Origin of the sequence: Bacillus sp. FSL K6-2865, from assembly GCF_040311405.1 — a bacterium.
In the GTDB taxonomy this organism is placed as follows: Bacteria; Bacillota; Bacilli; order Bacillales; family Bacillaceae; genus Bacillus; species Bacillus velezensis.
The window spans coordinates 3,506,283-3,523,057 of the sequence record NZ_CP152036.1; the positions used below are offsets into that span (position 1 = coordinate 3,506,283).

At 49.7% G+C, this 16,775-nt stretch carries 19 protein-coding genes; 4 read left to right on the top strand and 15 right to left on the bottom strand.

Annotated features, from left to right (window positions below; genetic code table 11):
• Positions 1 to 29 precede the first annotated feature (29 nt).
• From NYE42_RS17400 to NYE42_RS17445, 10 genes are all read right to left on the bottom strand, one after another.
• Positions 30 to 647, bottom strand: a complete 618-nt coding sequence (locus tag NYE42_RS17400) for a hypothetical protein (RefSeq protein WP_144664427.1) — start codon at positions 645 to 647, stop codon at positions 30 to 32.
• 88 nt (positions 648 to 735) lie between these two features.
• Positions 736 to 2,505: an ABC transporter ATP-binding protein gene (locus NYE42_RS17405; RefSeq protein WP_007407428.1), complete on the bottom strand. Its 1,770-nt coding sequence runs from the start codon at positions 2,503 to 2,505 to the stop codon at positions 736 to 738.
• A 211-nt stretch (positions 2,506 to 2,716) separates the two neighbouring features.
• Complete coding sequence (hisIE, locus tag NYE42_RS17410; RefSeq protein WP_015418300.1) at positions 2,717 to 3,337, bottom strand: bifunctional phosphoribosyl-AMP cyclohydrolase/phosphoribosyl-ATP diphosphatase HisIE; 621 nt, start codon at positions 3,335 to 3,337, stop codon at positions 2,717 to 2,719.
• Positions 3,334 to 4,092, bottom strand: a complete 759-nt coding sequence (gene hisF / locus NYE42_RS17415; RefSeq protein WP_144664397.1) for an imidazole glycerol phosphate synthase subunit HisF — start codon at positions 4,090 to 4,092, stop codon at positions 3,334 to 3,336. Before hisF ends, hisIE begins: the two co-directional genes overlap by 4 nt.
• Positions 4,089 to 4,826 carry a 1-(5-phosphoribosyl)-5-[(5-phosphoribosylamino)methylideneamino]imidazole-4-carboxamide isomerase gene (gene hisA / locus NYE42_RS17420; RefSeq protein ID WP_199022180.1) on the bottom strand — a complete coding sequence of 246 codons (738 nt, stop codon included), beginning with the start codon at positions 4,824 to 4,826 and terminating at the stop codon, positions 4,089 to 4,091. The genes hisF and hisA overlap by 4 nt, the downstream gene beginning before the upstream one ends.
• Positions 4,823 to 5,461 (bottom strand): imidazole glycerol phosphate synthase subunit HisH, encoded by a 639-nt coding sequence (hisH, locus tag NYE42_RS17425; RefSeq protein WP_031378290.1) that lies wholly within the window; start codon positions 5,459 to 5,461, stop codon positions 4,823 to 4,825. The genes hisA and hisH overlap by 4 nt, the downstream gene beginning before the upstream one ends.
• Entirely contained in the window at positions 5,462 to 6,046 is a 585-nt protein-coding gene (gene hisB, locus NYE42_RS17430; protein ID WP_199022181.1) for an imidazoleglycerol-phosphate dehydratase HisB, read from the bottom strand.
• Entirely contained in the window at positions 6,012 to 7,325 is a 1,314-nt protein-coding gene (gene hisD, locus NYE42_RS17435) for a histidinol dehydrogenase (protein WP_352426612.1), read from the bottom strand. Before hisD ends, hisB begins: the two co-directional genes overlap by 35 nt.
• Complete coding sequence (hisG, locus tag NYE42_RS17440) at positions 7,322 to 7,963, bottom strand: ATP phosphoribosyltransferase (protein WP_012118547.1); 642 nt, start codon at positions 7,961 to 7,963, stop codon at positions 7,322 to 7,324. Before hisG ends, hisD begins: the two co-directional genes overlap by 4 nt.
• Positions 7,956 to 9,128, bottom strand: a complete 1,173-nt coding sequence (locus tag NYE42_RS17445) for an ATP phosphoribosyltransferase regulatory subunit (protein ID WP_007407436.1) — start codon at positions 9,126 to 9,128, stop codon at positions 7,956 to 7,958. The genes hisG and NYE42_RS17445 overlap by 8 nt, the downstream gene beginning before the upstream one ends.
• Before the next feature lie 241 nt (positions 9,129 to 9,369).
• Between NYE42_RS17445 and NYE42_RS17450 the strand changes: the two genes are divergently transcribed.
• Positions 9,370 to 10,095 carry a C39 family peptidase gene (locus NYE42_RS17450; RefSeq protein ID WP_031378286.1) on the top strand — a complete coding sequence of 242 codons (726 nt, stop codon included), beginning with the start codon at positions 9,370 to 9,372 and terminating at the stop codon, positions 10,093 to 10,095.
• 20 nt (positions 10,096 to 10,115) lie between these two features.
• Here NYE42_RS17450 and NYE42_RS17455 read toward each other — a convergent pair whose 3' ends face one another.
• The 4 genes from NYE42_RS17455 to hprK are packed head-to-tail and all read right to left on the bottom strand — an operon-like array spanning position 10,116 to position 13,073.
• A complete protein-coding gene (locus tag NYE42_RS17455; RefSeq protein ID WP_012118549.1) occupies positions 10,116 to 10,631 on the bottom strand; it encodes an acyltransferase in 516 nt (171 codons plus the stop codon).
• A gap of 3 nt (positions 10,632 to 10,634) precedes the next feature.
• A complete protein-coding gene (gene ppaX, locus NYE42_RS17460; protein ID WP_144664403.1) occupies positions 10,635 to 11,285 on the bottom strand; it encodes a pyrophosphatase PpaX in 651 nt (216 codons plus the stop codon).
• A gap of 25 nt (positions 11,286 to 11,310) precedes the next feature.
• On the bottom strand, positions 11,311 to 12,126 hold the full coding sequence (gene lgt, locus NYE42_RS17465; RefSeq protein ID WP_061890844.1) for a prolipoprotein diacylglyceryl transferase: 816 nt from the start codon (positions 12,124 to 12,126) through the stop codon (positions 11,311 to 11,313).
• 14 nt (positions 12,127 to 12,140) lie between these two features.
• Positions 12,141 to 13,073, bottom strand: coding sequence for an HPr(Ser) kinase/phosphatase (hprK, locus tag NYE42_RS17470; RefSeq protein ID WP_003151456.1), 933 nt, complete (start codon positions 13,071 to 13,073; stop codon positions 12,141 to 12,143).
• Positions 13,074 to 13,242: 169 nt separating this feature from the next.
• Here hprK and nagA point away from each other — a divergent pair, with 169 nt between their 5' ends.
• From nagA to NYE42_RS17485, 3 genes are read left to right on the top strand one after another with little or no spacing between them, the layout of a single operon-like run.
• Positions 13,243 to 14,433, top strand: a complete 1,191-nt coding sequence (gene nagA / locus NYE42_RS17475; protein ID WP_352426613.1) for an N-acetylglucosamine-6-phosphate deacetylase — start codon at positions 13,243 to 13,245, stop codon at positions 14,431 to 14,433.
• On the top strand, positions 14,430 to 15,155 hold the full coding sequence (nagB, locus tag NYE42_RS17480) for a glucosamine-6-phosphate deaminase (protein ID WP_061861573.1): 726 nt from the start codon (positions 14,430 to 14,432) through the stop codon (positions 15,153 to 15,155). The genes nagA and nagB overlap by 4 nt, the downstream gene beginning before the upstream one ends.
• 13 nt (positions 15,156 to 15,168) lie before the next feature.
• Positions 15,169 to 15,900, top strand: coding sequence for a GntR family transcriptional regulator (locus tag NYE42_RS17485; protein WP_015418311.1), 732 nt, complete (start codon positions 15,169 to 15,171; stop codon positions 15,898 to 15,900).
• Positions 15,901 to 16,043: 143 nt separating this feature from the next.
• On the opposite strand, the gene NYE42_RS17490 is transcribed toward NYE42_RS17485, so the two are convergent.
• Positions 16,044 to 16,619, bottom strand: a complete 576-nt coding sequence (locus NYE42_RS17490) for a TetR/AcrR family transcriptional regulator (protein WP_015418312.1) — start codon at positions 16,617 to 16,619, stop codon at positions 16,044 to 16,046.
• Positions 16,620 to 16,775: the final 156 nt, after the last annotated feature.

The window sequence follows — 16,775 nt, forward strand, 5'->3', positions numbered from 1 at the left end:
CCTCCTTCTGCTTTTTTGCCTGTCTTCTTTTAATGAATCGACATGATGTCTATTAACCGTCTTATTTTTTCATTGTCTCCTGTATCGACAGACACTTTTTTTGTATGGCGGATCATTTCCTCCGTCACTTCTTTCATTACGCCTTGATCAGTATCTTCACGAGACTCCCAGCGCAAAGGAACATTGTATACCTGAATGGTGCCGTCACCATTGCTGCTGTAAGTGACTGACCCATCGATTAACCGGGAGCCTGCTAACTGCGTAACATCTTCCGGATAGCGGGCGCTCGTATGATCGTCAGGATTGACGAGTGCTCCGGCCGGAATGCGGCGAACGTTCAATTCATCTATCTGCTGATTTTCCCCAAGCTGCAGCCAGATGCGGGCATATTCAATTTGCAGAGGAGAATCGTCTGCCGACATGTTGTCCGGTTCGCTTTTGTCCGCAGAGATGTGATGTGAATCTTTGTTTACGGGTTCTTTTTTTTCTGCCGCTGATGCTGTTTCAGCCTTGTTGATGCCACTGCTTTCTCCGGCCGGACTTGAAGAATGGCTCGGCTCTTCATCGTTACCGCCCATACACCCGGCAGTCATGAATACGAGCAGTAAGGCCGCGTGACAATAAAAAATCTTTGTGCGTTTTTTCATCATTTAACCCTCGCTTCCAATGAACAGGACTCCGGCTGCAAAATAAAAAGCAGCTTTTTCAGCTGCTTTTTATTCATAAAGTCTTGCTTTACACAGCTTTGTTTTCTAAGTCGGCATTCAGCTTCAGCTGCTGCTCCGCAAAATCGCGGTACAGCGAATGGGATGCCATTAATTCATGGTGTGTGCCCCGTCCGGTGATTTCACCCTGTTCGACAAAGAGAAGCTGATCTGCATCCACAACCGTGGATAAACGGTGGGCAATCACGATGGTGGTGCGGCCTTCCATTAGAACTTCCAGCGCCTGCTGCACCCATTTTTCAGATTGGCTGTCCAGACTTGATGTCGCTTCATCAAGCATCAGAATGCTCGGGTTGCGAAGGAGCGCTCTGGCAATGGCGATGCGCTGGCGCTGTCCGCCTGACAGCATAATCCCCCGCTCACCGACCTCGGTTTCAAATTTCTTCGGTAAGTCTTCAATAAATTGCAGGGCGTAGGCCATGTCAGCTGCTTGCCTCAGTTCCTCATCGGTCACCTCGCGTTTTAATCCGTAGCAGATATTGTCGCGGATGGTGCCTGACATTAACGGGCTTTCTTGCGACACGTAGCCGATATGCTCCCGCCATGACTCAAGGGAATACGCATCAATCGGTTCATTTCCGAGCAGGATGCTGCCCGCAGTCGGATTGTAGAATCGTTCAAGCAGCTTAAATAACGTTGTTTTCCCGCCGCCGCTCGGTCCGACGATCGCGGTGACTTTGCCGGCCTCAATTGTAGCCGTAATGTCTTTTAAGATGGTTTGATCTGTTTTGTAGCCGAATGAGACTTGTTCGAGCTTAATCGGCTGATCCGCGTTTTCAATGGCTTTTCCGGTTTGGATATCTTCTTCTTTTTCTGCAAGAATATGAATCATCCGTTCCGTTGCGCCGACGGATTTTTGAAGCTGTGTGAAAAATGAAGTGATCTGGCCCATCGGCATAATGATCTGAAACAAATACAGGATAAAGGCAACGAGTGCGCCGGCTGTCAATTCACCGGATGACACCTGCATCCCGCCGTACCCGATGACAGCGACCAGCGCCGCCATTAATACAAGTGTAATAAGCGGACCTACGAGCGACTGCACCTTCGCTTCACGCAGCCCGAGTTTAAAGAGTGCCATGATGCCTGCTTTTCCGCGTCCGTATTCCGCTTCTTCAGCGTTTGACGCTTTTACAAGCCTGATTTCCGGGAGGATGTGGTTTAATAATCCGGTGAATCTCGCCGTTTCATCCTGTGTTTCCCGAGAAATTTTAAACATTTTCCGGCCGATCGGCACTAAAATCACCGCAGCCAGCGGCACGACGATCAGCACGAGCAATGTGAGCTTCCAGTTCATGAAAAATAAGATCGTCAGTGACCCGATAACGGAAATGATTCCGGTAATAAATCCGCTGATATTGTTTGTGATCAGCTCTTTTACCACCATTGTGTCATTGGTGACACGGCTGATCGTTTCTCCTGTGGCGTTTTTGTCAAAATAAGAGACGGGCAGTTTAATTAATTTCTGCCACAACAAATCACGCAGTCCCGAGATGATTTTCTGGCCGCTGTAGTTCAGGGCGTAGGTGGCGTAGGCGCTTAATGCGGCCTGTACGATAAACACGGCTGCGATGATTCCGATTTGCACGCCTGACAGCGACGACATGGAAAAGCCGTCAACGAGCTGCTTTGTCAACAGCGGAATCAGCAGGCTGACGAGCGTTGTCACAATACTGAGAGACAGCGCGAAGGCCAGCATACCGTATGATGGTTTTGTTTTTTTGACTAATGAAAAGAATGAGCTGAATTTCCCTTTAGGTTTTGGTTGTTTATTCGGCATATGTTTTCCTCCTATATCACTGTTTATACTATAACGGATGTGCATGAACGGAATATGAACAAAACGTATATTTTTAATAAAAACCAAAATAAACTCTATTAGTCAATATTATCAAATTCATCTGCCTCCGGTTGCGGAAATAAGGAATATTTAATTGAATGTTTAAGTTTGACAGATTAAAAACCTCACGGATCTCTCCGTGAGGTTTGTTTTACTCAGATGCTGAATGGCGTTTCGCAAGGACGTCAAGCACGTCGTCCAAAGGAAGCGACTGCTCACGCAGAAGAACGAGCAAATGATACAGCAAATCCGCCGCTTCCCATTTTAATTCTTCATGGTCGCGGTTTTTCGCGGCGATAATAACCTCTGCGGCTTCCTCGCCGACTTTTTTGAGAATTTTATCGACGCCTTCCCGAAACAGATACGTTGTGTAGGCTCCGTCAGGCATCTCCGCCTGCCGTTTGGCGATTACGCTTTCCAGTTCATTTAAGATGCCGAAACGATCCTGCGCGTCCGCTTTTTCCGAAGAAAAGCAGCTGTAGCTTCCCTTATGGCATGCGGGTCCTGAAGGCTCCGCAAGCACGACAAGAGCATCTTGATCGCAATCATAGCGGATGGCTTTCACCTTTTGGGTATTCCCCGACGTCGCTCCTTTATGCCACAGCTCCCCGCGTGAACGGCTGTAAAACCAGGTTTCTTTCGTTTCTATCGTTTTTTCGTAGGATTCACGATTCATATAAGCCAGTGTCAGTACTTCTTTGCTTGCCGCATCCTGCACGATGGCGGGAATCAGTCCGGCCTCGTCAAACCGCAGTTCATCTGCCCGTTTCATCTCACATTCACCCCGTGTTTCTTCATATAATCTTTCACTTCTTTTATAGATGTCTCTTTGTAATGGAAAATGGAAGCTGCAAGCGCGGCGTCCGCTTCACCGATCGTGAAGGCTTCAAGCATATGGCGCGCGCTGCCGGCTCCCCCTGAGGCAATGACGGGCACCGGGACGGCACGTGTGACAAGCTGTGTGAGCGTATGATTAAAGCCTGTTTTCTCACCATCTGCGTCCATGCTTGTCAGCAGGATTTCACCCGCTCCCCGGCTGACGGCTTCTTTTGCCCAGGCCGTGACTTCCCACTCGGTTTTCTTTCTGCCGCCGTGTGTGTACACTTTATAGCAATCCGAATTTTCATCATACTTTGCGTCAATCGCCGCGACGATGCATTGCGAGCCGAAAAAATCTGCTCCTTCCGTAATCAGCTCGGGGCGGAGGACGGCCGCTGTATTAACGGATACTTTATCAGCGCCGGCGCGAAGCATTCGTTTCATATCGCTTAATTGATTGATTCCGCCGCCGACCGTAAACGGAATCGCCAGTTTTGCCGCAACCTGTTCTACGACGTCTGTCATCGTCTTGCGGCCTTCGTGAGAGGCGGAAATGTCGAGAAAAACAAGTTCGTCAGCACCCTCCCTGTCGTAGGCTTCGGCCAGCTCGACAGGATCGCCCGCATCTTTCAGCCCGAGAAATTGTATGCCCTTGACGACGCGGCCTTCTTTCACATCGAGACACGGAATGATTCGTTTCGTGATCATGCGTCCTTCACCCCGCTGAGCGCTTCAGCCAATGTAAATTGTTTTGTATAAAGCGCTTTTCCGATAATCGCTCCCGATACGCCGGCGTCTTTGAAGCGGGCCAGTGCTTTGAGGTCGGCGACTGAGCTGACTCCGCCTGAAGCGATGACGGTTTTTCCCGTTGCTTTTGCGAGCTGAACGGTGCTTTCGATGTTCGGTCCTGACAGCATGCCGTCAGTTGCAATATCCGTGAAAATGAAGGTTTCCGCTCCTTCGGCCGCCAATTCACGGCCCAGATCGGCCGCCCTTACCGAGGATGTTTCCAGCCAGCCTTCCGTCGAGACATATCCGTTTCTTGCATCAAGACCGATCGCGATTTTGCCGCCGTATTGTTTCAGCATGCTCTTCACAAATGCCGGATCGGAAACGGCCGAGCTGCCGAGAATGACGCGCTCAACACCTTGTGATAAATAACCGTACACATCCGCTTCAGAACGGATCCCGCCGCCGATCTCGACTTTGGCATCAAGCTGCCGCGCAATGTCAAGAACATGCCTGTCGTTTACTTTCCTGCCTGCTTTCGCGCCGTCAAGATCCACGAGATGAATCCATTCGGCACCTTCGTTTGCAAATTGCGCCGCCATGTCTAAAGGAGAGTCACCGTATATCGTTTCCTTGCCGTAATCGCCTTGGATGAGGCGGACGCATTTGCCGTTTCTCATATCGATTGCCGGATATAATGTAAAAGCGTTCATTTCTTCACCTTCTGTTCCGCTGCCATTTTTGTAAATTGCGTTAAGATCGCCATTCCGGCCGTACCGCTTTTTTCCGGGTGAAACTGTGCACCGAAGACATTGCGTTTCCCGACGACGGCCGGAACACGAACGCCGTACTCAGCGCTTGCCAGAAGATCGCCGTCTTCCATCCCGTCTATATAATAGGAATGGACAAAGTAAACGAAGCCTTCTTCCGCTTCCGAAAGCAAAGGAGACGTTTGGTGAAACGTCAGCCGGTTCCAGCCCATATGCGGCACCTTCAGCTTGTTTCCTTCGGCATCTCTGTCTTTGAGTCTCACAGCTTTTCCGGCTAATAAACCAAGTCCTTTTGCAGAGCCGTTTTCGGTGCTTTCTTCGAAAATGAGCTGCATGCCGAGGCAGATGCCGAGGAGCAGCTTCCCCTTGTCAACCATACGGTGTATGAATTGATCAAGCTTCGCGCTGCGTAAATTGTCCATGGCGTCACTGAATGATCCGACACCGGGGAGAATAAAAGCATCCGCTTTTTCAAGCTCTTCCGGCCGGTCTGATACGACATACGGGACGCCGACGCGTTCCAGCGCCTTCGACACGCTGAATAAATTGCCCATACCGTAATCAATTACACCGATCATTTACAGCATTCCTTTCGTAGATGGCACGCCCTTGACGCGCGGATCAATGGATGACGCTTCGTCCAGCGCTCTGCCAAGCGCCTTAAACACGGCTTCTATCATATGATGCGTATTCGTGCCGTAATGAACGATGACGTGCAGATTCATTCTCGCTTCCAGCGCCAGTTTCCATAAGAATTCATGTACCAGCTCGGTATCAAACGTTCCGACTTTCGCTTGCGGAAATGCGCCGCGCATCTCAAGGTGCGGCCGGTTGCTCAGGTCTACGGCGACTTGGGCGAGCGCTTCGTCCATCGGTACTAGCGCTGCTCCGTACCGTTTGATCCCTTTTTTATCACCGAGCGCCTCCAAAAAAGCCTGCCCTAAGCAGATGCCGATATCTTCAGTCGTGTGGTGATCATCTATCTCCGTATCGCCTTTTGCGTCAACAGTTAAATTGAATTGCCCGTGCTTTGTGAACAAATCAAGCATATGAGTCATAAACGGCACATCCGTGCTGATGTCGGCTTTTCCTTCTCCGTCTATTTCGAAAGCCAGCTTAATATCCGTCTCATTTGTTGTTCTGGCGCGTTCCGCTTTTCTCATCGGTCATTCCTCCGTTTCTCGCTTCAATCGATCTTGCGTGCGCTTCAAGCCCTTCCAGTCTCGCGAAGGCGGAAATGCTGTCCGCGTGTGTTTCAAATGCCTTCCGGCTGTATGAGATGATGCTCGATTTCTTTTGAAAATCTGTTACATTCAACGGGCTTGAAAACCGCGCCGTTCCGTTTGTCGGCAAAACGTGATTCGGTCCGGCAAAATAATCGCCGACCGGTTCAGCGCTGTATCGTCCTAAGAAAATCGCCCCCGCGTGTCTGATGCTTCCAAGCAAAGCCTCCGGCGAATGCGTCATGATTTCTAAATGCTCGGGCGCCAGCGCATTCACCGTGTCCACTGCATCTTCCATCGATTCCGTAATATAAATGCGGCCGTGATCCCTGATCGACGCTTCGGCGATTTCTTTGCGCGGCAGCGTCTGAAGCTGTTTATTCACCTCATCTGATACGGCTTCGGCAAGCTTCCGTGAGTCGGTGACAAGCACGCTTGAGCTGAGCGTATCGTGTTCGGCCTGTGAAAGCAGGTCAGCGGCGACTTCTTTGGGCACCGCCGTATCGTCTGCCAGGACCACGATTTCACTGGGCCCGGCAATCATGTCAATATCCACAACGCCGAAGACTTCGCGCTTCGCGAGTGCTACAAATATATTGCCGGGGCCCGTGATCTTATCAACAGGCTGTATCGTTTCGGTTCCGTAAGCGAGCGCGGCAATCGCCTGCGCGCCTCCCGCTTTGTAAATTTCCTTTATGCCGAGCTCAGACGCCGCCGCCAGAACGCCCGGCGAAAGGCGGCCGTCTTTTCCCGGAGGACTGACGAGAACGATCCGTTCCACTCCCGCAGCGAGAGCGGGGATGACATTCATTAAAACGGAAGACGGATAAGCGGCCGTCCCGCCTGGCACGTATACGCCCGCGGAATCGAGCGCCGTTATTTTCTGCCCGAGTATCGAGCCGTCTTTGCGATGGTAAAACCACGAGGATTGCAGCTGGCGTTCGTGATATTCTTTAATATTGGCAATCGCCTGTCTGATCACTTCCAGCAGCTGATCATCAAGCAGACGGTACGCCTCGGTGACTTCCTCTGCACTCACGGCCATTTGGTTCAGGGTGATGCCGTCAAATGTTTTTGTATAGGCTAAAACGGCTTTGTCACCGTTTTGTCTGACGTCTTCAATAATCTCCCTGACGGTTTTCCGCTGCTCTTCGGTTCCGCTGTCGATGGAACGCTTCAGTGAAAACCGCTCGCTTCTTTTTACTGCGGTTATTTTCATTGTGCCGTTTCTCCTTCCACAACCCTGGCCAGCCTGGCCGCCATTTCGTCGATTACATCATCCTTCATGCGGTAGCTGACCGGATTGACGATAAAACGCGATGTGATGTCACAAATATGTTCTGATTCAACGAGACCGTTTTCCTTTAATGTCCGCCCGGTTGATACGATATCTACGATTCTGTCAGCAAGCCCGATTAAAGGCGCCAATTCAATCGAACCGTTCAGCTTAATGATTTCCACCTGCTCGCCCTGCTCTCTGAAATAACTTGACGCAACATTCGGATATTTCGTCGCAATCCTCGGGGCGACTCCGTTCCAATCCGCTCCGGGAAGCCCCGCAACGGCGAGATGGCATTTGCTGATTTTCAGATCGAGCACCTCATACACGTCACGCTCTTCCTCAAGCATGACATCCTTTCCGGCAATACCGGCATCAGCGACGCCATGCTCGACATAAGTCGTCACATCCATCGGCTTTGCCAGAATAAAGCGGAGATTTTCTTCAGGAACGTCAATGATCAGCTTTCTCGATTCTTCAAACTCCTCGGGCAGCCTGTACCCGGCCTGCCGCAGCAACCCGGCCGCTTCTTCGAATATCCGTCCTTTTGGCATTGCCATTGTGAGTACCTTACCCATTCTGCTCTTCCTTTCTGGCACCGATAAAGTATGTGACGTTTGCAAATGATTTTGTCATATGATCGATATTTTCAATGCCCGCCAGATCCTGCAGGACGACTTTTCTGCCTCTCGCCCTTTCTTCCTCCGCGAATAAAATGGCCTGCGCCCGCTGCTCCTTGCTGAAAATCACGGCGTCCGCTTCACTAGTTTCTTCCTGGATGCCGAGCGCTTCAATCAGCCTGTCGATACGGAGCCCGAAACCCGTGGCGGGAGCGGGACTGCCGAAATGGCCGAGAAGATTGTTATAGCGTCCGCCGCTTCCGATGACAAAACCGACATTTGCCGCATACACTTCGAATAAAATTCCCGTGTAATAACTCATATGGCTTACCATATTCAGATCAAGGCGAATATGCTCGGCACATCCGTAATCCTCAAGAATGTCCCACAGGTCTTCCAGCTCCTGAATCAAGCTTTGTCCGGAGATGCCGATGATCTCCTCCGCCTTGGCGCAGATCTCTTTCCCGCCTCGCAATTCCAGAAGTGCGAGCAGCCGGCTTTTGTCTATTGAAGAAAGCGGAAGCGATTTGACATGTTCCCTGTATCCCACGTAATTCTTCTCAAAGAGAAAGCGCCGCAGAACATCCGCCCGCTCAGCATTGCCCAGAACCTCGACAAACAGCTCATCAGCGAGTCCGGCATGGCCGATCGCGATTTTAAACCGGTGCAATCCCGCGTTTTTCAAAGCGCCGGCCGCCAGCGCAATCACCTCGGCGTCCGCGCTTGTTGATCCGTCGCCGATCAGCTCCGCGCCTACCTGTTCGAATTCTGCCGGACGTCCGCCTTCCCGCTCCTGAGCGCGATAGACGCTTGCCGCGTACCCCGCTCTGAGCGGATGATTGTGTTTGTGCAGCTTAGACGCCGCCACCCTGGCAATCGGTCCGGTCATATCAGGCCGAAGCACAAGCGTTTTTCCGTCCTGATCGAGAAGCTTAAACAGCTGCTGTTCTTCAATGGCTGACTGGACGCCTACTGTTTCATAAAATTCAAGGGTCGGCGTCTCCATAAACTGATAACCCCATTTATCAATTAAATCCGTCAGTGTGGAACGGACTTTTTTCTTTGCTTCGTATAAACCGGGCAGCGTATCTCTCATGCCATGCGGTTTCTCAAACATAAACATTTGCCTTTTACACCTCCGCTTTGTCTGAAGGAAAATTCCGAATCCTTTAGTTCGCTAATATGATAATATGTTAGCAGATAAAAGAATGAATTGCAACGCCCAATGTCCGCCTACTCTTTTCCATAAACATGGCTAAAGAATGAACAAACCTGTAAACATATCGGAACGATCGAATCATATTGAGCAGAAGTGCTATAATACATAGAATAGCTTCAACAGAAACAAGGGAGAAGAATTGATAATGAAGACGCTTGGAACATTATGTGTGCTGATTCTGACAGCCGTCCTTGTCTATCTGGGATATAACATCTATACAAACGATATTCATTTGAATTTTTTCAATCAGCAGTCCGACGAGCCTGATGAGAAAACACCGTTAAAAGGGAGTGCGTCACCGCTGAATGTCGTTCTGTACAGACAGATGGATTCTCCCAGACTGTACAATGGCTGTGAGGTGACAAGCCTTGCCATGATTTTGAACAATGCCGGATATCATGTGTCAAAAAATACATTGGCGGATAAAATCAATAAAGTTCCGCTCACATACAGCAGCGGGCTGAAGGGAGATCCGAATGAAGGATTTGCCGGAGATATGGAAAACGGCCCGGGTTTAGGCGTTTATCATGAGCCGATTGATAAACTTGCCAAAGAATATGCGGGAAACAAAGTATACGACCTGACGGGAAAAGACATTTCTTCAGTGTACCGCCAGCTTGAAAAAGGGCGGCCGGTCTGGGTGATTACCACCACATCCTTTAAGCCGGTTGATAATATGCAGACTTGGAATACGCCGAACGGAAAAATCGACATTACGTTCAGCATGCATAGCGTAGCCGTTACCGGTTATGATCACGATTATGTATACGTTAATGATCCTTACGGCTATAAAAACAGAAAAACAAACCGATCTGACTTTGAAAAAGCCTGGAAGCAGATGGGCAGCCAGGCCATTGTGATCAAGTCATAAAAAAACCCCGCTGACGTTAATCAGCGGGGTTTTCCCATTCGTTCTTTCATTTCTTCGTCCGTATAGATCACCTGCATCGGATTTCCTCCGACAAACGCCCCGGCCGGGACATCTTTATGCACCAGCGTGCCGGCTGATACAACGGCTCCGCTCCCGATGGTGACGCCGGGCAGAATGGTTGTGTTTGCCCCGATCATCACCTCGTCACCGATTGTGACAAAACCGGTCCGGTACTCATGTATTAAATATTCATGAGCCAAAATCGTCGTATTGTAGCCGATGATACTGTTTTTTCCGACAGTGATTTTTTCGGGAAACATGATATCCGGCATCACCATCAGCGCGAATGACGTCTGTTTTCCGACATTCATTTTCAAAAAGGTTCGGTACAGCCAGTTTTTCACGCTTAAAAACGGCGTATACCTTGCGATCTGAATGATGATGAAATTTTTCATCACCTTCAGAAAGGGGACCGTCTGATAAACATGCCACAATGAATTTGCACCTGAAACCGGATGGCGGTCTGTTTTTCTCACGGATTACTTCACTCCGGTGATGTGCAATAAATCACTCATTTTTTCGAGCATATAATCGGGTTCATAGGCGGAAAGCGTCTGTGCGCCTTTAATCGTCCACGCGACGCCGGCTGTTTTCGTGCCGGCGTTTTTTCCCGCCATGACATCGTGATAATTGTCACCGACCATTATGGCTTCCGACGAACCGCACCCAAGCCGGCTGAGAGCAAGCCGCACAGGCTCGGGGTCAGGCTTCGGATGCTTTACATCATCAAGCGTGACGACAGTATCGAAAAACGCCCCGATGCCTGTCAGCTTCAATCCCATATTGACTGTATCCCTCAGCTTCGTGGTGACAATCCCGAGCTGATAGCCCGCTTTTTTCAATTCATCCAGCGTTTCATAAACCGTTTCGTACTCCGTGACAAGCTCATCGTGCTTTTCATGGTTGAATGCTCTGTACATGCTGATCATCTCATCGCACTTTTCAGCATTAATGCCTGAAAACGTTTCATACAGAGGCGGGCCGATAAACGGAAGCACATCTTCCCTTTTGAACTGCCCCGGGCAATAATGATCAAGCGTATGAAGGTAAGAAGCGATAATCAGTTCATTCGTGTCAATCAGCGTGCCGTCGAGATCGAATAAAATGGCGGTTACACGTTTATCAGTCATCTTATGTCCTTTCCGATTTCAGGCGTCAGTCCGTGTCGGCATACCGCTTATCGGCATACCCCTTCATGCGTCTGAAAATCATTAAAATAATCGCAAGTACAATCAGCACAATGGAAATGACCTGCGCGATCCGAAGCTGGCTCGTAAGCATCAGGCTGTCCGTCCGCATTCCCTCAATAAAGTATCTGCCGATCGAATACCAGATCACATACGTCAAAAACAGATTGCCCCTGCGCAGGTTCACGCGGCGGAGCAGAAGCAGAATCAAGACGCCCGCAAAACTCCACAGCGATTCATACAAAAACGTCGGGTTATAATATTGTCCGTCTATGTACATCTGATTAATGATGAAATCCGGAAGATGCAGACTTTCCAAAAATGACCGGCTGACCGCTTCACCGTGAGCCTCCTGGTTGATAAAGTTCCCCCAGCGCCCGATGGCCTGGCCGAGCAGAATACTCGGCGCGGCAATATCCGCCAGCTTCCAGAATGAGATCCCTCTTACTTTTGAAAAGACGATTCCCGTTGCGATCGCGCCGATCAATCCGCCGTGAATCGCGATGCCGCCTTTCCAGGTTTTAATGATTACCCCGGGGTGTTCCGAGTAATAGCTCCACTCGAAAAGCACATAGTATGCCCGTGCGCAAATGATTGCGATCGGGATGGCGAAAAGAACAAGATCAATAAAAATGTCCTTTTTCAGCCCCCGCTTTTCACTCTCCCTCATGGCCATCCAAAGCCCTAATAACGCACCCGCGCCGATAATGATCCCGTACCAGTGCACGGATAAAGGCCCGAGCTGCAAGGCAATCGGATTGATTGGTGTTCCTGCTTCGTTCATATTATTGCCAACTCCTATTCGTCTTGTTCGCCGTCTTCAATGACATCCGCCAGCTTATTCGTAAATTGCTCGGCAGCATTTAAGCCCATCCGCTTCAATCTGAAGTTCATCGCCGCAACTTCGATAATAACGGCGAGATTTCGCCCAGGGCGGACTGGAATGGTCAGTTTTGTAATTTCCGTATCAATGATTTTCATTTTTTCTTCTTCAAGTCCGAGACGGTCGTATTGCTTCCCTTGCTCCCAAAGCTCAAGGTCCATGACGATTGTAATTCTTTTATTGCTTCTGACGGCGCCCGCTCCGAACAGCGTCATGACATTTATAATGCCGAGACCCCTGATTTCAAGCAGATGCTCAATCAGATCAGGCGCATTCCCGACGAGCGTATCCTGATCCTCCTGCCGGATTTCGACGCAGTCATCCGCGACAAGACGATGGCCGCGTTTGACGAGCTCCAGGGCCGTTTCACTTTTACCGACGCCGCTTTTTCCCGTTATGAGCACACCGACGCCGTATATATCCACAAGCACGCCGTGAATGGCCGTTGTCGGCGCGAGACGGCTCTCAAGAAAATTCGTCAGCCTGCTTGACAGCCTGGTTGTTTTCAGAGGGGATCTGAGCACAGGCACGCCGTTTTGCTCGGAAGCTTCTACAAGCTCCGGCGGGATCGGCATATCTCTGGAAAGTATGATAGCCGGCGTCACATCGGTGCACAGCGATTTCATCCGCTGTTTCTTATCTTCCTCGGGAAGCTGATCGAAAAATGACAGCTCCGTTTTTCCTAAAAGCTGCACCCGTTCTCTCGGGTAATATGTAAAATAACCGGCGATTTCAATACCGGGCCGTGATAAATCACTCATCGTAATCGGGCGGTTAATCCCTTCTTCTCCGCTGATCAATTCTAAATGGAACTGCTCCATTACGTCTTTGGTCCGAACCTTTGCCAAGATATGTTCCTCCTGTTCTGGGATGTTCCGAGCTTTGAACAGTTATATTTTATCACTTTACCGTCTGAACCAAAACAGATTTATACAATTCCGGCATAACTGGTATAGATAACTAGTCTGAAAAGGAGTAAAATAAAACTAACAACTAACCAGAAAGGCGTGTTTTAAAGTGGCTGAAAGCTTGTTAATCAGCGGTGCGGACATCGTAACAGAGGAAGAAATCATCCGAAACGGATTTCTCGGTATAAAAGACGGCATCATTTCTTACTCGGGGAAAACAAGACCGCAAGAAACGTATGAGAAGGAATGGAAAGCGCCTGAGGGCTCGTATGCGCTTCCCGGAATGATTGATATTCATATTCACGGCGGATACGGCGCGGATACGATGGATGCTGATGTTGCAGCTCTTGATACAATGTCCGCCCGGCTGCCCGAAGAAGGAACAACCTCTTTTTTAGCGACAACGATCACACAGCAGCACGAAAACATTGAAAAAGCGCTCGTCAACGCCAAAAAATGGGCGTCTTCCTCACCGCAGGCCCAAAAAGGCGCTGAGTTGATCGGCATTCATTTAGAAGGACCGTTTGTCTCTCCGAGAAAGGCGGGAGCACAGCCGAAACAATGGATTACTCCTGCTGATGCCGGGCTCTTTCAGAAATGGGAGCGGCTCTCGGGAGGGCTGATCAAAATCGTGACGCTTGCACCGGAAGAAGATCCTGATTTCAGCCTGATCCGTTATTTAAAAGACCAAAACATCATCCCGTCAATGGGACACACAGACGCGGGAGCCGAGCTTTTACAAAAAGCGGCGGATGCCGGGGCGGTGCATATGACGCACCTCTTCAACGCCATGAGCTCCTTTCATCATCGTGAGCCGGGGGGCATCGGTACGGCTCTCGCCTGCGGCCGCATCACGGCGGAGCTGATCACTGACGGCATTCATTCCCATCCTTTGGCCGTTAAGCTTGCCTATTTGGCGAAAGGAAGCAAAAACCTGATCATGATAACAGACTCCATGCGGGCAAAAGGGCTTAAGGACGGAGAATACGAATTCGGCGGACAAAAAGTCACCGTTCGCGGGGACACGGCGCTTCTCTCTGACGGGACGCTGGCCGGTTCCATTTTAAAAATGAATGAAGGCGCGGCGCTCATGCGCAGGTTTACAAACTGCTCATGGCTGGATATAGCAAATATGACATCGGCAAATGCGGCCCGCCGCCTCGGCATATTCGACCGTAAAGGAAGCATCGCCGAAGGAAAAGACGCCGACGTTGTTCTGACGGACGGACAGTGCGGCGTGCTGGCAACGATTTGCCGCGGAAACACCGCATATATCTCAAGGGAGGCTGATTGGACATGAACGTTATCACATGCAGACATTATGAAGAATTAAGTGAAAAAGCCGCAGCGATTATCGCTGAAACAGTGAAACAAAAGCCGGATGCCGTTCTCGGCCTTGCGACGGGAGGCACCCCTGAAGGCGTATACAAAGAACTTGTGCGGATGCACCGCTCAGAAGACTTGTCATTCCGAAATGTCACGACGATCAACCTTGATGAATACGCCGGGCTTTCTCCCGAGGACAAAAACAGCTATCATTATTATATGAATACACATTTTTTTGCACATATCGACAGCCGAAAGGACCGCCACTTTCTCCCTGACGGACGGGCAGACGATCTTGATGCCGAATGCGGACGCTATGACCGATTGATTCAAACACTCGGCGGAGCGGATATACAGCTTTTAGGCATCGGACACAACGGCCATATCGGCTTTAATGAACCCGGGACGCCATTTGAATCCCGAACCCATGTCGTTGAGCTTAATGAAGAGACAAGACAGGCGAATGCGCGGTACTTTCCGTCAATTGATCAAGTCCCTGTAAAAGCCCTGACAATGGGGATCGGGACGATTTTGTCCGGCAAACGGATTTTGATCATGGCATCCGGAAAAAGCAAGGCCCAAGCGGTGAAGCAGCTTCTGGACGGGCGCATCAGCGAAGCATTCCCCGCCTCCGCCCTGCACGCGCATCCGGATGTGACGGTCTTGATTGATGAAAAGGCTGCGGGCGGCGATTGAAAGGATTTGACCTATGCAGATTGATAAACAATCTCCGATTCCGATTTACTTTCAGATTATGGAACAATTAAAAACACAAATCAAAAACGGCGAGCTGAAAGCGGATGCGCTGCTTCCGTCGGAGCGGGAATACGCCGAACAATTCGGCATCAGCCGAATGACGGTGCGCCAGGCGCTTTCCAATCTGGTGAATGAAGGATTTTTATACAGGCAGAAAGGCCGGGGAACGTTCGTCAGCAAACTGAAGATGGAACAGCCGCTTCAAGGGCTGACAAGTTTTACGGAAGATATGAGAAGCCGGGGCATGAAGCCGGGGAGCAGACTTGCCGAATACCAGCTGATTCAGGCGACGGAAGAATTATCTTCTATCCTGGGATGCGGCTATCAGGCAACGCTTCATAAAATCATCCGCGTCCGGCTGGCGAATGATATCCCGATGGCGATTGAAGCCTCGTACATTCCGTTTGACAAAGCGGGAAAACTGGACGCCTCTCATTTTCAATCATCCATGTATGAGCATATTGAAGCGTACAATCAGATGCCGATCTCACGGGCAAAACAAGAGCTTGAACCGGGAGCCGCTTCCGAGGAAGAAGCTGAGCTGCTCGGTATCCAGCCCGGCGCCCCCGTCCTCTATATCAAGCGGACCACTTATCTGCAGGACGGCACTGCCTTTGAGCACGTCAAATCCGCCTACAGAGGCGACCGCTACACATTCGTGCATTATATGGACAGGGTGAAATGAAACATCTCCAACCGTTACGGGTTGGAGATGTTTTTTGATCTGCCATTTTCAAATCAAGCCGGTGAATGTTCTCTATGACTCTGTCAAAATGGAGAGGCTGTGGTTCTGGTATCTATTTTTATAAAGAAAAAAGTAATAAAATGCTACCCTCTGTTTTGGACAATATACGGAACCTGCTTTGAAACCAGCAGCAGCGGTTCTTTGTTTTTATGAGCCAGTGAAAACATGATTGCGCCTTCAATCATCGAGTTGATTGTCACCCCGAGCTTCTCCGCTTCCTCTTGTTCAAACCCATGCTCAAGAAATTTTGCCGCAAACACATCCGTCCACTTCTTGAACACCTCAACACATGTGCATCTTAACGTTTCATTGATCAGAGCGGTCTCACCCGCCAGCAATCCAACCGGCACGCCCTCAATATTCTGCGGATCATTAAACTGTTCAGCCGTTACATGAATAAAGTGCTGAATCGCTTCTATAGGGTCCGCGAATTGAGACATACTATTCTGTATTTGCTTTTCAACGCATCTTCCCGTATATTTGATCGCCGCAATGGCGAGTTCTGCTTTTCCGTTTGGAAAGTGATGATACACAGACCCTCTGGGTGCTCCGCTCTCTTTTATAATTTGATTCAAACCAGTCGCATGATATCCCTGAATCTGAAAAAGATATGCAGAGGTTTGAATAATTCTTTCTTTTGTCCCGGTTTTACTGTTCATTATGTTTCCTCCTGCATATTACGAAAACCAATCGATTTTAGTATAGAAAAGGGACCTAAAAAAGTCAAAAGCACTTATCACAGCAGGACGCCGCCATTTACGTACAGAAAAAATCCTGCTGACCGTCAGATTTTCTTCTGAGCGATCAGCAGGCTG